General features: G+C 70.9%; 9 protein-coding genes and 1 pseudogene. 4 read left to right on the forward strand and 6 right to left on the reverse strand.

Annotated elements, in window-relative coordinates:
* Nucleotides 1–273: 273 nt before the first annotated feature.
* Together A176_RS34685 and A176_RS34690 are read right to left on the reverse strand one after the other, a co-directional pair.
* Nucleotides 274–956: pseudogene (locus A176_RS34685) on the reverse strand (hypothetical protein).
* Between the two features lie 217 nt (nt 957–1,173).
* Entirely contained in the window at nt 1,174–1,479 is a 306-nt protein-coding gene (locus tag A176_RS34690; protein WP_002638139.1) for a hypothetical protein, read from the reverse strand.
* A 142-nt stretch (nt 1,480–1,621) separates the two neighbouring features.
* Between A176_RS34690 and A176_RS34695 the strand changes: the two genes are divergently transcribed.
* Both A176_RS34695 and A176_RS34700 read left to right on the forward strand, forming a co-directional pair.
* On the forward strand, nt 1,622–2,578 hold the full coding sequence (locus A176_RS34695) for a TFIIB-type zinc ribbon-containing protein (RefSeq protein ID WP_002638138.1): 957 nt from the start codon (nt 1,622–1,624) through the stop codon (nt 2,576–2,578).
* On the forward strand, nt 2,578–3,549 hold the full coding sequence (locus A176_RS34700; RefSeq protein WP_002638137.1) for a zinc ribbon domain-containing protein: 972 nt from the start codon (nt 2,578–2,580) through the stop codon (nt 3,547–3,549). The genes A176_RS34695 and A176_RS34700 overlap by 1 nt, the downstream gene beginning before the upstream one ends.
* A 161-nt stretch (nt 3,550–3,710) precedes the next feature.
* On the opposite strand, the gene A176_RS34705 is transcribed toward A176_RS34700, so the two are convergent.
* Nucleotides 3,711–5,321: a serine/threonine protein kinase gene (locus A176_RS34705; protein ID WP_002638136.1), complete on the reverse strand. Its 1,611-nt coding sequence runs from the start codon at nt 5,319–5,321 to the stop codon at nt 3,711–3,713.
* Between the two features lie 132 nt (nt 5,322–5,453).
* A complete protein-coding gene (locus A176_RS34710; protein WP_002638135.1) occupies nt 5,454–6,650 on the reverse strand; it encodes a serine/threonine-protein kinase in 1,197 nt (398 codons plus the stop codon).
* A gap of 199 nt (nt 6,651–6,849) precedes the next feature.
* Between A176_RS34710 and A176_RS34715 the strand changes: the two genes are divergently transcribed.
* Nucleotides 6,850–7,320 (forward strand): helix-turn-helix domain-containing protein, encoded by a 471-nt coding sequence (locus A176_RS34715; protein WP_002638134.1) that lies wholly within the window; start codon nt 6,850–6,852, stop codon nt 7,318–7,320.
* On the opposite strand, the gene A176_RS34720 is transcribed toward A176_RS34715, so the two are convergent.
* The gene (locus A176_RS34720) at nt 7,317–10,712 is read right to left on the reverse strand and encodes an ATP-binding protein (RefSeq protein WP_021781333.1); all 3,396 of its coding nucleotides are present in this window, start codon (nt 10,710–10,712) and stop codon (nt 7,317–7,319) included. The genes A176_RS34715 and A176_RS34720 overlap by 4 nt on opposite strands.
* On the reverse strand, nt 10,709–12,331 hold the full coding sequence (locus A176_RS34725; protein ID WP_002638133.1) for a sensor histidine kinase: 1,623 nt from the start codon (nt 12,329–12,331) through the stop codon (nt 10,709–10,711). The genes A176_RS34720 and A176_RS34725 overlap by 4 nt, the downstream gene beginning before the upstream one ends.
* Nucleotides 12,332–12,640: 309 nt before the next feature.
* Here A176_RS34725 and A176_RS34730 point away from each other — a divergent pair, with 309 nt between their 5' ends.
* The gene (locus A176_RS34730) at nt 12,641–14,287 is read left to right on the forward strand and encodes an outer membrane protein assembly factor BamB family protein (protein WP_002638131.1); all 1,647 of its coding nucleotides are present in this window, start codon (nt 12,641–12,643) and stop codon (nt 14,285–14,287) included.
* Nucleotides 14,288–14,398: the final 111 nt, after the last annotated feature.

Genomic DNA, 14,398 nt, shown 5'->3' on the forward strand with positions numbered 1-14,398 from the left:
GCGGCCTCGGGGGCATGAGGTGGGCGCGACGGGGCGGGAGAGCCAGGCTCACCACACCCCGTGTATCGGAGTGACTGCGCGGCGTGCGCGAGTCCACGGGTCCGACACGGACGCGGACATCCGCGTCGCGATGATGGCCGCGTCACTCTCGATGATGTGCCCCACCATGTCCACGACTGGCTGGCCCTCGGCGGGCCTCCCACCAAGACGTGGCGCGTCATCCCGTTGCGGAGTGGACACACGCGCCACGCCCGCCGCACCGCGGCCGCACGCTCAGTGGACGGACCAGCGCTCGGCGATCTCCTCGCACGCGAGCACCACGTCGCTCAGCCGCCGGATGTGCGCGCGCGGCGCGGTGAAGACGGTGCCCGCGAACACGTCCACCACCTGGATGAGGCGGTGGTCGCACGGACCGAGCGGACACAGGTGTTGCTCCGTGAAGCGCTGGAGCAGCGTGCCGATGTATTGCCCCGAGCGCTCGTCCAGGGGCTGGTGCTTGGAGAAGTAGAGCTTCATCAGCCCCACGCGCGCGTTGCCATGTCTGTCCATGCGCTGGAGCACGACCTCCGGCCGCACGCTGATGGTGACACCCGCCACCTCCAGCACCGGGGGCTCGGCGCCCACGGCGCTGATGAGCGTCTCCTCCAAATCCAGCCAGGGCACCAGGTCCGCGAAGCGCTCCAGCGCCTCCGAACACAGTTGCAGCCGCTGCGCCTCGAACTCCGTCTGGGGCACGCTGCACGCGAAGCGGCGCTGATGCTCGCGGAGGATGGATACATCCAGTCCCCGGCAGAGGAAGTCCGTAATCGCATGCGACGCCTCCGGATAGCGCAGGTACTGCTGCTCCGGCGGGTGCTTCTGGTCATGGATGATGCGTTTGCGACGCGCGGGCGTGGCGGTGAGGTACTCCCCAGCTTGTTCACGGACACGCGCGGCAGTTCACGGATTTCCGCCATGGAATCGCTCCCCCTGGGTGCTGGCGAATGAGCACACAGTACAGAGGGGGGCTGACATGGAATGGGCCGCGTGAGTGCTTGAAATCAGGGAGACAACGGGCCGCGTAGGTCGGCACCGCGCGAGGTGACGTCTCGCGGTGGGTACGGGTTCCGGGATGGGCCGGGGCGGGGGCCGCTCGAAGCGTGTGAGGCTTTCGAAGCGGCCCCGCGCGCGCGCTCATTCCCTGCTGGGTTCGCCTTCGGGGTAGGCGCTCCAATAGGTCTCGGGAAGGGGGTTGGTGCCCGCGTCGCTGCGCGGTCCATCGCCGTCGCCAATCTCATCCAGGATGGCGCCCGGCGTGCGCTCCGTCGGGTCGATGGTGCGCATGTGCCCCGGGGACGCCTGTTCCTCGCTGTCCGCCGCGTTGCGTTCCTGTTCGTTCGTTTCCTGCTCCGGAGTGGGGTGCCGCGGTTCCTCCGTACGGCCGTAGTAATCCTCGGGTGGCTGGATGCCCGGCTGGTGCTGCTTGTCGCGCTGAGCCATGGTGGATTCCCTCCGTCAGGGTACGTTCGGGACGAGGAATGCTGGAGGCAACCCGCCTCGCGCGTCCGTATCTCCGGAAGGCGAGCAGGCAAGCGGGCGGACGGCATGGACCTTCCCGCCCGGATGCGCCAAGACTCCGGCGATGGCCGAGCCCACGCAGACCCGACAGCCGTCTTCCTCCCTGACGGAGCCGCTGCTCCACCTGGGATGCCAGTCCTGCGGCGCGCGCCTGGTGTTGGAGCCCGCGCTGCGGACCACCCGGTGCCCGTATTGCGCCGCGCCCGCGGTGGTGGAGCGCCCGCCCGTGGCCGGCGTGCCCGAGCCCGTCTTCGCCCTGGGCTTCGCGCTGACGCACACCACGGCGAAGGAGCATGTGTCGCGGTGGTTGCGTTCCCGCAGCCGCTTCACGCGGTCGGGCATCCGCTCCGCGTCACCGGGCGAGGTGAAAGGCGTGTACGTGCCCGCGTACCTCTACAGCGTGCTGGCGCAGGCGCGCTACCGGGCCTCCATTGGTGAGAACTACCAGGAGACGGAGACGTACACGGCGACGGAGAACGGGAAGACGGTGACCCGCACGCGCACGGTGACGCGCACCGAGTGGCGCCCGCTGGAGGGCGAGCTCTCCGGCTACGTGGCGGACGTGCTCGTCACCGCGTCGAAGGGGTTGCAGAACGCGGAGCTGGAGGCGCTGGAGCCCTTCGACCTGCGCGCCATGGCCCGCTACACGCCCGCGCTCATCTCCGGCTGGATGGCGGAGGAGCCCTCGCTCACCCTGGCGGAGTGTCAGGCGTTGGCCCGGAAGGAAGCGGTGGACCGCGTGGGCGTGAAGCTGACGCGCTTCATGCCAGGGGACTCGTATCGGGGATTGGAGCACCAGGCGCGCCTGGAGTGGGAAGCGCTCGACGTGTGCCTGCTGCCGGTCTGGGTGTTGGCGGTGAAGTACGCGGAGGACGCGCCGCCGCTGCGGGTGCTGGTGAATGGCCAGACGGGCGCGGTGCACGGCAAGGCGCCCAGCTCTCCCTGGAAGGTGCTCGTCGCGGTGTTGGGGGTGCTGTTGGTGCTGGCCATGGGGTGGCTGCTCACCTCGGGAGGTGGGTGATGAGCGTGCTGGCCGTGAAGGTGGAGCCCTGCCAGCGCTGCGACAGCGCCCTGGAGGTGGAGGACCTGCGCTGCCCGGTGTGTGGGCTGACGGCGCCGCCCCCGCCCCAGGTCGCGGTGGAGCGCGCGCGGGCCCGCGTGGTGCGGTGCGACAGTTGCGGCGCGGCGGTGGAGTACTCGGTGGAGGCGAAGGCGCCCCGGTGTGACTACTGCGGCTCCGTCACGCACGTGGAGACGACGGCGGACCCGGTGGAGCAGGCGCAGGCGTGGCTGCCCTTCACGGTGGACCCGGAGGCCGCGCGCGGCGCGCTGATGGGCTTCCTGGGGCGGGGTGGCTTCTTCCGGCCGTCGGGGCTGGCGCGGGAGGCCTCGCTGGAGTCGCTGCGTCCGGTGTGGTGGCCGGCGTGGATGTTCGACGCGGGCGTGGACGTGAGCTGGACGGCGGATTCGAATGCGGGCGCGCGGCGGTCGGAGTGGGCGCCGCACGCGGGGCGCACCCGCTTCGACTTCGAGGACATCCCCGTTCCGGCGTCGCGTGGGTTGAAGATGAAGGAGTGCGAGGCGCTCGCGCCCCATTACCAGCGCGGTTCGGCGCGGGACACGCAGGTGGGCCCCGAGGGCGCGCACGTCGAGCGCTTCGAGTCGACGCGTTCAGGCGCCCGGCGGAGCGTATTGGAAGCGGTGGAGCGGCTGTCCCTCGAGCGGCTCAAGCAGGGCGTCATTCCCGGTCGCATCTTCCGGAACATCCACGTGGCGGTGGCGCTGTCCAGCCTGCGCACCCGGCGGCTGGCGCTGCCTGTGTATGTGATGGCGTATCGCTACCGGGAGAAGCCGTACCGGGTGCTGGTGCACGGGCAGGACGCGCAGGTGGTGTTGGGCGAGGCGCCCATCTCCGCGTTGCGCGTGGCCGCCGTCGTGCTGGCCGTGGTGTTGGTGCTCGCGGGCCTGCTGTTCGCGGCGGAGATGCACTGAGCGCCCCGTGACGGAGGAGGCGTCACCGCAGGCCAGGTGGCTCCCCCTGCGCGGCGGAGGCGCTGGCGGGCCGTGACGGCGACGGGGCGGGCATCACGGAACGCTGGGTTTCCCCTGCGCGGCGGAGGCGCTGGCGGGCCGTGACGGCGACGGGGCGGGCATCACGGAACGCTGGGTTTCCCCTGCGCGGCGGAGGCGCTGGCGGGCTGTGACGGCGCCTCGGATGCTTCGTCGGCGGGGCGAGCCTGCTCGGGGGCAAGGGCGCGTGGCGGCGAGGTCCGTGCCTGCTCCGGCCCCGCGGCATGCGACTCCGTCAATGGCTGACGCGGTTGTGACTCAGGCTCCAGCCCGGCGGCACTCGAGTCCGCCAAGGGCTGAAGCGGCTGTGACTCAGGCTCCAGCCCAGCGGCACGCGGCTCCGTCAATGGCTGACGCGTCTGGGATTCCGACCCCAACGCCTCGGCACGCGAGTCCGTCATCGGCCGCCGCGCGTGGGCCTCGGTCTCCACCGCCTCGGCGCGCGGCATGGCCTCGGGCGGCTCCACCGTGAGCGTGAGTTTTGCCTCCAGCGTCAGCTCCGCGACCTGGGACAACCGAACGGCGGACCCCGCGTCTTCACCCTGTTCCGCCTCGAGCGCGGGCTCTCCGGCCAGCGCCGCCTCTTCCGCCGTCAGCCCCTCGGGCTGCAACCCTCCCTCGAGCAGCTCCGCCTGATTCCGCCGCACCGTCGCCTCCACGGCGGCGAACTCCACCTCCTCGGCGATGGCCTGCCGTCCCCGCTGAAGCCCTTGTCCCTCCAGCCACGCGCGCAGCGCCGCCGCCATCTCCGCGCCCGTCTGAAATCGCTCCCCGGGTGCCTGCCGCAGCGCCCGTTGCACGATGGCCAGCAGCGGCGCGGGGACGCCCGCGGCCAGCCGCTCCACCTGCTCCGGCCCGAGCTGCGCCATCCGCGCGGCCACCTCCTTCACGGGCATCCACGTCGGCCCCTGGGCCTGGAGCTCCATCACCTCCGGCTCCACCACGGGCAGCAGGTCATCCACCATCAACGGATGCCGGCCCGTCAGCAGCTCCAGCAGCACCAACCCCAGGGAGAACAGGTCCGACCGCGCATCCACCTTCCGCCGCCGCAGCGCCTCCGGCGAGGCATACGCGATGTCGCCCTTCACCAGCGCGCGGCTCGTCACCTCGCGCCCGGAGAGCGACGACGCGGCCACCGTGAAGTTCGTCAGCTTCACCTCGCCATGCACGCCCACGCGGATGTTCCGGGGGCTCACGTCCCGGTGGACGATGTGGAGCGGGCGGCTCCACTCGTCGGTCAGCACGTGGGCATGGTGCAGGGCCTCCGCCACCTCCGCCGTCACGTGCGCCGCGAAGGCGGGAGACAGGGGCCGCCGCCGCATGGCCGCCAGATTCAGCACCGTGTCGAGCGACCGGCCCTCCACGTACTCCATCACCACGTGCGGCGCTCCGCGGTACAGCTTCAGCAGTATCACCTTGGCGATGCCGGGGTGGTTGAGGCGGAACGTCAGGTCCACCTCCTCCACCAGCCGGCGCCGCTCCACGAACGTGGCGGGATTGCGCAGCCGCTTCACCACCACCGGGCCGCCCAGCCCGTTCCGGTAGCGCCGCTGCGCCAGCATCAGCAGCTCGCCCGTGGAGCGCATCTCCAACTTGCGGACGAACTCGAACACCGTGCCCGCCACGGTGAACAGCACGCGTGGCCTGCGAGGAGCTCCGGGAAGCTCCTCCGTCGTCGTATCCGGCGTCATCATGGGGGATGGACCTCTGAGGTTGTGAGGCATGTGAAGGATTCCCGAGGTAACACGAACGTCTGCCCACGGGGAACGTCCCAGGTTGAATGCAGTTGAGTGGATGTCAGGGGTTCAGGCACTCGGGGGGACGCGTCAGCGCCACCACGAAGCCAGTGACGCCAGCCGCTGCTTCAGCCAGTCCCACAGGCGCCGGGGCCAGCGAGGGCACACCACCGGGGCCGGCGCGCTCCAAGGGGGCCCTGGCTCCGTGGACGACGAGGACGCGGCGAACGCCCGTCCCTCCGCGTAACCCGGCCACTCCGGCACGCGCATCCAACGGCGCAGCTCACGGGCCTCCTCGTCGCCGTCGAAAAGTTCCACGGCCTCCTCGGTGACGGCGTCCTCGGGCGCGCGCGGCGGGAACAGCGGCGCATCCCAGGACGCATCCGCGCGGCCAAGGGCGTCACTCAGCGCGTCGAACAGCGCCGCGCCCGTGGGGTGACGGTCCGCGGCATGGGGAGACAGCAACCGGGCCACCACGCCGTCCAGCGCGGCCGGGACGCGAGGGTTGCGAGCGGAGGGCGGAGCAAAGTCCGCCGCCTCGATGCAGGCCAGCAGCCCGGCGGGCGGCAGGTGCGCGGGGTAGGGGAAGCTCCCGGTGAGCACCTCGTAGAGCACCAACCCCAGGGAGTACAGATCGTCCGTGGGCGCGAACGCATAACGCGAGCCCGACGGGCGCGGCTGCATCCAGAAGCGCAGGGCCTCCGGGCTGCGGTAGCTGGGCGTGCCCGGCGGCAGGGTGTCCTCGGTCAGCACGGGCGAGCACGCATGGTCCCCCGAGCCGAAGTCCACCAGCACGGGCTGACCGTCCGACGCGCGGATGAGGATGTTGTTGCCCTTGATGTCCCGGTGGAGCACGCCCTCGCGGTGGATGGCATCCAACGTGAGCGCCAGGCGCTGGAACACCTGCACCGCGCGCCGGGGCGTGGGCTGGGCGTGCAGGGCCCATTCGGACAGGGTGGGGCCCTCCACGTAGCCCATGATGAGGACCAGGTAGCCATCGCGCGCGTCGGGCCACCGCCGGTAGCCCAGGAGCTGCACGACGTTGGGATGCGCCAGCCGCATCAGGACGTGGGCTTCCTTCCACGTCCGGGCATCCGCGCCCGGCGCGCTGTCCTCGGGGGATGGGCCCTGGAGCGCGAACTTCAGGGCCACCTGCCGGCGGGTCTCCGACTCGGCCAGGAAGATGGCGCCAAAGCCTCCCGTGGCCAGCCTCCGGATGATGCGGAAGGCACCCACCTCTTCCGAGTCCTGGAGCATCAACGGGTGCAGGTCCTGACCAGACGTCACGGTTGGACTCCTATAGGACCTCTGAGGTCCAACTCAGACGGGGGATTCGCGGCAGTCATTGAAAGGGGCGTCATGACTCAACCTTGGAGGTCCATAGCATGACGTTTGCCCTTTGAGGTAGTGTCCTGACGTAAGAGGTAGGCAGTGGGATGGGGAATGTGCTGGGAGGGCGGACGGAAACTTGCAGGACCCGCCGGCCATGCAACCCTCGGCCGCCATGCGTGAGCCCGTAGACCACAAGCTGGCCACCCTCCTGGGGGCGGCTGCCCGCGACGCCCGTCTGCGTCTGGGGCTCACCCAGGGCGACGTCGCCGAGCGCATCGGCATGGCCATGGAGGTCTACAGCCGGCTGGAGCGCGGGAAGATGCTGCCCCGCACCCAGACCCTGCGACGGTTGTGTGACGTGCTCCAGGTCTCCGCGGACACGCTGCTGGGCGTGGGCCGCGCGGACAGCACGCCCGCCACGCCCCGCAAGAAGGTGCAGGAGGACCCGGTGGAGCTGCGCCGCATGACGCGGAAGCTGCGGGAGCTCGAACCCGGACAGCTCCGCGCGGTGTCCCGGGTGGTGAACGCCGTCGTCACCGTGCTGCCACGGCCCGCGCCGCCGGCGCCCGCCGCCCCGGTGAAGCCCGCCGCGCGTGCGGCTCGCAAGCGGCGGGCAACCGGCTAGGTCGTCACGCTGGTCTCGGAGGTGGGGTGTGCCGGAGGGCGCCGGGGCAGCCACGCGATGAACGTCGTGCCCTGGCCCTCGCGAGACGTCACGTCGACCGTGCCCCCGTGGGACTCGACGATGTGCTTCACGATGAAGAGCCCCAGGCCAATGCTGCGTCCCGCGTTGGCGCCACCCGTCCGTGCCCGCTGGAGCGGACGGAAGAGCCGCTCCTTGGCATCGTCGGGGATGGGAGGGCCCTCGTTGTGGACGCACAGCATGACCTGCGGCGCATCGCCGTGGACGCGCACCGTCACTCGGGAGTCCGCGGGGCTGTACTGAAGCGCGTTGCCCACCAGGTTGCTCAGCACCTGCGCGATGCGGTCCGGGTCCCACTCGCCTAGGGCGTCCCCGTCCGACTCCACGCGGAACTCGCGCTCGGGGTGGCTCATCCGCAGCTCTTCAATCACCTGCTGCGTCAGCTCGTGCAGGTCCACGGGCCGCCGGTGGATGGGCATCCCTCCGCCCAGCCGCACCTGCGTGAAGTCCAGCAGGTCGCGCGTCATCCGCACGGCGCGCTCCGCGGAGGTCTGGATGCGCAGCACCGAGCGCAGGCTCCGCTCGTTCAGCTCCTCCCGGCGCGCCAGCACGGAAGCGCCCAGTTGAATCGCGCTGAGCGGGTTGCGCAGGTCATGGCTGACGATGCCAATGAGCTGCTGCTCGAACTCCGCGCGTCGGCGGGCCTCGGCCTCCTGCTGCTTCTGCGCGGACAGCTCGCGGCCGGCGGCCGCCATGCCCACCGGCTGACCCGTCCGGGTGTCGGTGAGGGTGGACACGTTGTAGTGGACGGGGACGCACACGCCCGTCTGGAGGTTGCGCAACCGGAGCTCGCCCTCCCAGCGCCCCTTCGTTGCCACGGTGGGCAGCAGGGTGTCCCGGATGAAGGGCTGGTCCTCCTCGGGGAAGTAGTCCAGGAAGACGGTGCGGCGCGCCGCGTCCTGTCCGGGCACGCCCAGCATCCGCTGCGCGGCCTCGTTGAGGAAGGTGACGCGGCCCTCGGTGTCCGCGATGCCAATCGCATCCGGGCTCTGCTCCACCACGACGGCGAGCGCCTGCCGCGCCTGTTCGATTCGGCGTTGCTCCTCGCGCACCCTGGACACGGCGAGGTTGCCCTCCACGCGGGCCAGCAGCTCCCGCGCGGAGAAGGGCTTCACCAGGTAGTCGTTGGCGCCCGCGCCCAGGCCCTCGACGGTGGCCTCCTCGCCCGCCCGGGCGGACAGGAGGATGACGGGGATGTCCGCGGTGAAGGGGGACGCGCGCAGCGCGCGCAGCAGCCCGAAGCCGTCCAGCCCCGGCATCATCACGTCGCTGAGCACCAGGTCCGGCCGGCGGGCCCGCACCGCCTCCAGCGCGGCGACACCGTCGGAGGCCGTCTCCACCGTGTAGCGCCCGCTCAGCATGCGCTGGACGTAGTCCCGCATGTCCGCGTTGTCGTCCACCAGGAGCACCGTGGCGCTCGGGTGGGACGGCCGGGGTCCCTCGTGGAGGGGCGGGGTGGCCTCGGTGGCGGAGAACGCGGCGGGAGGCCGCGTGCTGAGCCAGGCCTCCGCTTCACTGACGAAGGTGGGAAGGCTGGTGGTGTGGCGCGGCTCCGCCGTCGTCAGGTGGTCGGCGGGCAGGTGCGCGTTGCCGCGCGGCAGCCGGACCGTGAAGGTGCTGCCCTGGCCCTCGGTGCTGCGGACGGAGATGACGCCCCCGTGCAGCTTCACCAGGTCCTGCACCAGCGCCAGGCCAATGCCGCTGCCCTCGTAGCTCCGGCCCCGAGCGCCCTGCACCCGGTGGAAGCGCTCGAAGATGCGCGGCAGCTCCGCTTCGGGGATGCCGGTGCCGGTGTCCGTCACCGACACCTCCATGCCGTCGTCGCGCGCGGCGCAAGCGACGCGAATCTCCCCGGTGAAGGTGAACTTGAAGGCGTTGGAGAGCAGGTTGAGGATGACCTTCTCCCATTGCTCCCGGTCCACCCAGACGGGCTCATGGCTCGGCTGGCACGACACGACGAGCTTCAGGCCCGCGCGCTCCACCGTGGAGCGGAAGGCGCTGGCCAGGTCCGCGGTGAGCGCGCCCAGGTCCGTGGGGGCGAAGGCGGCCCGTGTCCGGCCCGCTTCGATGCGCGAGAAGTCGAGCAGCGTGTTGACCAGCTTCAGGAGCCGCAGTCCGTTGCGGTGCACCGTCTCCTGGCGCTGACGCTGGCGCGCACCCAAGGGCTCCTCGGTGTCCTGGAGGCCGTCCTCCACGGGCCCCAGCATCAGCGTCAGCGGCGTGCGGAACTCGTGGGACACGTTGCTGAAGAAGGCCGTCTTGGCGCGGTCCAGCGCGGCCAGCGCCTCCGCCCGGCGGCGCTCCTCCTCGCGGGCGCGCGCGGTGGTGACCGCCGTCGTCACGCCGCTGGCCACCAGCTCCAGGAAGCGGAGGTAGGCGTCATCCAGCACCCGGCGCGGACTGATGCCCAGCACCAGGAAGCCCAGCGGCCGTTCATGTCCGGGCCGGGGCATGGGCAGCACCAGCACGGAGGTGGTCGCCTCCAGCCAGGGGCCGCCGGGCAGCCGCCCCAGGGCCTCGGGGACCTGCTGCAACCGCAGCGTCTCGCCCGTGCGCGCCACGTGCGCCAGGGGCCACGTGTCCGGGGCGTCCTCCGTCTCCAGCGAGACGGAGGGAGGGGCCGCGCGGTCACCCGGCGCGACACCGCCGGTGGCCACCAGCCGCGCCGTCTTCTCCGTGGCGTCGGTGAGGTACAGCAGCGCCAGGGGGACGTCGTTGGGGTTGGCCGAAAGCACGCGCGCCGCCTCGACGCAGGTCGCCTCCGGCGTCTCCTGGCCCAGGGTCGCCGCGCCCAGCGCGGACAGCGTGCGCAGCCGCCGCTCGTTGAGCACGCGTTCGGTCGTCTCGGTGAGGGCCGCGAAGATGCCGCCCACGCCGCCGGACTCGTCGCGGATGGGGCTGTGGCTGTAGGAGAAGTAGCACTCCTCCACGTAGCCGTTCCGGTCCAGCGGCATCATCAGGTCTTCCACGCGGATGGGCTCGCCGGTGGCCTGGATGCGCTCCCAGCCGGGCGCGAGCATGGTGCCCCACACCTCCGGCCAGGTGACGGCGGTCTCCTGGCCCAGGGCGGCGGGGTGCTTCGTCGCGCCGCAGATGGGCCGGTAGGCGTCGTTGTACATCTGCACGTACTGGGGGCCCCACGCCAGGTAGAGCGGGTAGTTGGACGCCAGCACGATGCCCACCGTGGTGCGCAGGGACTGCGGCCACGTCTCCACGGGCCCCAGGGCCGTCTTCGCCCAGTCGATTTCCCGCAGCAGCGCGCCACATTCGCCGCCGCCGCGCAGCACTTCCTCCACCACCTGGGAGCGCTTCATGACGCCTGTTCCCGCGTCGCCTTCGCGTGGGTCACCTGGCAGGGCATGCGCACCGTGAAGGTGGCGCCCTGGCCCAGCGTGCTTTGCACGTCGATGGTTCCCCCCATGGCCTGGACATTCTGCCGCGTGACGTACAGCCCCAAACCCAAGCCTCCATAGTGCCGTTCAGAGACGGCGCGTTCGAACTTCTCGAAGATGCGGACCACGGCGTCGGCGGGAATGCCAATCCCCTCGTCGCGGACGCTGAACCAGGCGTGCTCCGCGGTCTTGCCGGTCTCCAGGTGGACGGGGTGGCCCACGCCGTACTTGAGGGCGTTGGAGAGGAGGTTCGACACCGCTTGCTCCAGGCGCACCCGGTCCCACTGGCCCACCACCACCTCCGCGTCCAGTGCCGCGTGGATGGGCGTCCCGGTGCGCTGCGCTTCGCCTTCGAAGCGCGCGGCCACCTCGGAAATCAAGGCGCCCAGGTCCACCGGCTCCAGCTCCAGCCGGAGCTGGCCGCCGCTGATGAGCGTGACGTCGAGCAGCTCGCCCACCAGCGCCGACAGCCGCTTCACCTGCCGCTGCATGACCTCCAGGTCCGAGGGAAGCCGCTCCAGCAGCTCCGGTCCCCGCCGCGCCTGGGCCGCGCGGGCCAGCGTCTGCAGCTTCAGGTTGAGCGGCGTCAGCGGCGTCTTCAGCTCGTGACTGGCCACGGCGAGGAACTCGTCGCGCAGCCGGATGGCTTCATCCATGCCGGCCAGCAGCCGCTCCCGCTCCTGCTCGACCTGCTTCCGGTCCGAGATGTCGATGACCGAGCCGATGTAGCCCAGGAACTCGCCATCCGGTCCGAAGCGGGGGCTGGCCGAGTCGATGGCCCAGCGGTACTCGCCGTCCTTGCGGCGCAGCCGGTAGTCGAGCCGGAAGGGACTGCGCCGCGCATTGGCGGCCAGGAAGATGTCGCCCGAGCGCTTCGAGTCCTCCGGGTGGACGGCGTCGAGCCAACCGAAGCCCAGGCCGAGCTCCTCTGTCTGCCCGGTGAACTCGTACCAGCTCCGGCTGAGGTAGAGGCAGCGGCCGGTGGGGTCCGTCACCCACAGCATCACCGGGGCGTGGTCCGCCATGTTCCGGAAGCGGGCTTCGCTCTCCTCCATCGCGGCCTGGGACGCCTTGCGCGCGGTGACGTCCGTCATCGTGATGAACACCCGGTCGCTGCGGTCCTTGGACGGCCGGGTCAGGGTGAGCACCACGTCGATGCGGCGGCCCTTCAGCGTCTGGAGCACCGACTCCAGCTCCAGGCGGGTGCCGCCCTCCCAGAACATCAGGAGCTCCGCGTGGAAGGCGCGGGTCGTCTCGGGGACGAAGACGCGGGACAGTGCGCCCACCACCGCGTCCCGGTGGGGCGCCTCGAGCAGCCGCACCGTGGCCGCGTTCACGTCCACGACCTTCACCTGTTCGGCGGCTTGCAACACGAATCCCGGGTGTTCCGTGAGCCAGGCGCGCAGGTCCTGGACGCCGGAGGCACGCAGCGCGTCGAGCGCCGCCGTCACGGCCGAGAAGTCCTCCTCCCAGAGGGAGACGTCCGCCCCGTTGAAAAGCTCCTGGTAGCGTGTCTCTCCGGCTGTCTCAGCCCCACCCAAATGTGCCTCCTCCGTGCCCGCCTCGGGACGGACGAGTTAACAGCGTGGACGCGTTCCGCGCGTCACAAAGATTCTGGAGTCGCCAGGAGTCAACGAACAGGCGTCTCCCTGAGGACGGACGCTCGTTCGGCTTCCTGGTGGGTGAGTCATGGACGCCCTTCCGTCTGTCCGCCCGCTTTCCACGTCAGCACCGTCAAAGCGGGCAGACATGAGGAAAAGACAGACGCACGCCCGCCGTCCCACGGGCGTTTCGCGGGAGCAGGCGTGAAGGCTTGTCAGACGGGCATGGACTCGCATAGGACGCCGCGCATGTCTCGCAAGCCTTTGCTCGCCCTGCTGCTCGGTGCGTCTGTCCTTTCCGCCGCGTGCTCCGACGACCCGAAGCCGGACCCGGCCGTGCTCATCATCGACCGGGATGCGGTCGACTTCGGTGAGCTGGAGCTGGGCCAGTCCTCCCCCGAGGTCCTCTTCACGGTGCGCAATGCGTCTCCGTGGGCGGTGGAGTCCGTCTCCGTCAAGGTGGAGGGCAGCGGGTTCACCATCGCCGCCAGCACCTGCGAGCGCTTCCTCGACGCGGGCCGGGAGTGCGAGGTGCGGGTGCGGTTCTCGCCCCTGCTGGCGGGACCGAGCGAGGCCCACCTCCGGGTGGAGGGCGCTCCCGAGGTGGACAGCGCGGTCCTCAAGGGCATGGCCGTTGGTCACGTGGAGGTGCGGAGCCTGCCCGGTGGAGGCGTGCGCGTGGTGGCCGAGGGTGAGGATTGGTCCTGCGACGGGCCGTGCCGGGTGCCGGTCCGCAAGCCGCGGTTGACGCTCCGGACCGAGCCCGCGGGGTTTCCGGAGTGGGGCGGGGACTGCACCGTGGTGGCGGGTGGCGGCTGTTCGCTCGTCATGGACGGGACGAAGGTCGTCTCCCTGAGGGAGCTCGCGCCGTTCGTGTTGTGGGAGGTGCGGCGGGACGCACATCCTCGGAGCATGGCGGTGACGCCCGGCGGCGACATCGTCGTCCTGGAGTACGGGCATTTGCTGCGGTTCAGCGGCACCGGGGCGCTGCGCTGGTCGGTCTCCCTGAGCGGCGGCGTGAAGATGGCCATGGACGGCGAGGGCAATGCCTACGTGGTGGACGCCTCCGGGTGGGTGACCCGGTACGACGTGAACGGGCAGGTGGCGTGGACCTTTTCCCCGCAGACCGTCGGACATTTCCGCGAGCACTTGCTCGCGGTGAACGCCAGCGGGCACGTCTACGTGCTGTTGAACCAGACCCTCGGTGAGTCCAGGCATCAGCTCCTGCTCATCGCCATCTCGCCACAGGGGGCCGAGCGCTGGAGTCAGCGCATCGACGAAGGGGATAGCAACCTCGCAGCGGGACTGGCGGTGGATGCCCAGGGAGAGGTCTATCTCTCCTTCCAGGTGTTCCGCCAGGGAGAGACGCCTCAAACGATGGTGTTCATGAAGGACGTCTTCCGGAAGTACAGCGCCGAGGGTTCCCTCGGGTGGGAGACGCAGGAGGGCTGGAACCTCTTCGCCGTCAACGCCGAGGGCGCGACGAGCACCTTCAGGCCCGAGTTCCAGGGCACCACCGTGGGTTACTCCCACCGGTGGATTGGCGCGAACGGGGCGACGCAGTGGACCGAGACGCGCCCCAGCGGGCCGGGCGTGCTCACCCTGCAGACCTTCGCGCCCACGGGGACGTTGCTCGTCGGCGGACACGAGTTCTTCGCGGGCGAAGCGGCGGCTGGCCGAGGCTTGTTCTTCGCGATGAACCTCGCGACCCGCGCTGCGGGCCCGGTGACCTACGTCGAGGGTGACCTGGGGATGGGAAGCATGTCTCGTATCAATGGGCTCGCGCTCACCCCGGCGGGCCATGTCGTGGTGGTTGGCGGCCTCAGCGCCATCTGGGGCCAGGGTGAAGGCTACATCCGCTTGTACGACAGGCGTGTCCTCACGGGCGTGCCGTAGCGTCCTCGCGGCGCGGGACCCGGCCTCCGCCTGCCGCTCCGCGCCCCGTCTTCACTTCGCGCCACATGGCTCGGGCAAGCCCCCCGGACCATGCGGGCTGGGGTGTCAATT

This window comes from Myxococcus hansupus, assembly GCF_000280925.3.
GTDB lineage: Bacteria > Myxococcota > Myxococcia > Myxococcales > Myxococcaceae > Myxococcus > Myxococcus hansupus.

Excerpts from the sequence above, each read along its gene's own strand:
- A176_RS34690 (WP_002638139.1), bottom strand. The coding sequence starts at position 1,479 with ATGGCTCAGCGCGACAAGCAGCACCAGCCGGGCATCCAGCCACCCGAG.
- A176_RS34695 (WP_002638138.1), top strand. The coding sequence starts at position 1,622 with ATGGCCGAGCCCACGCAGACCCGACAGCCGTCTTCCTCCCTGACGGAG.
- A176_RS34700 (WP_002638137.1), top strand. The coding sequence starts at position 2,578 with ATGAGCGTGCTGGCCGTGAAGGTGGAGCCCTGCCAGCGCTGCGACAGC.
- A176_RS34705 (WP_002638136.1), bottom strand. The coding sequence starts at position 5,321 with ATGATGACGCCGGATACGACGACGGAGGAGCTTCCCGGAGCTCCTCGC.
- A176_RS34715 (WP_002638134.1), top strand. The coding sequence starts at position 6,850 with ATGCAACCCTCGGCCGCCATGCGTGAGCCCGTAGACCACAAGCTGGCC.
- A176_RS34720 (WP_021781333.1), bottom strand. The coding sequence starts at position 10,712 with ATGAAGCGCTCCCAGGTGGTGGAGGAAGTGCTGCGCGGCGGCGGCGAA.
- A176_RS34730 (WP_002638131.1), top strand. The coding sequence starts at position 12,641 with ATGTCTCGCAAGCCTTTGCTCGCCCTGCTGCTCGGTGCGTCTGTCCTT.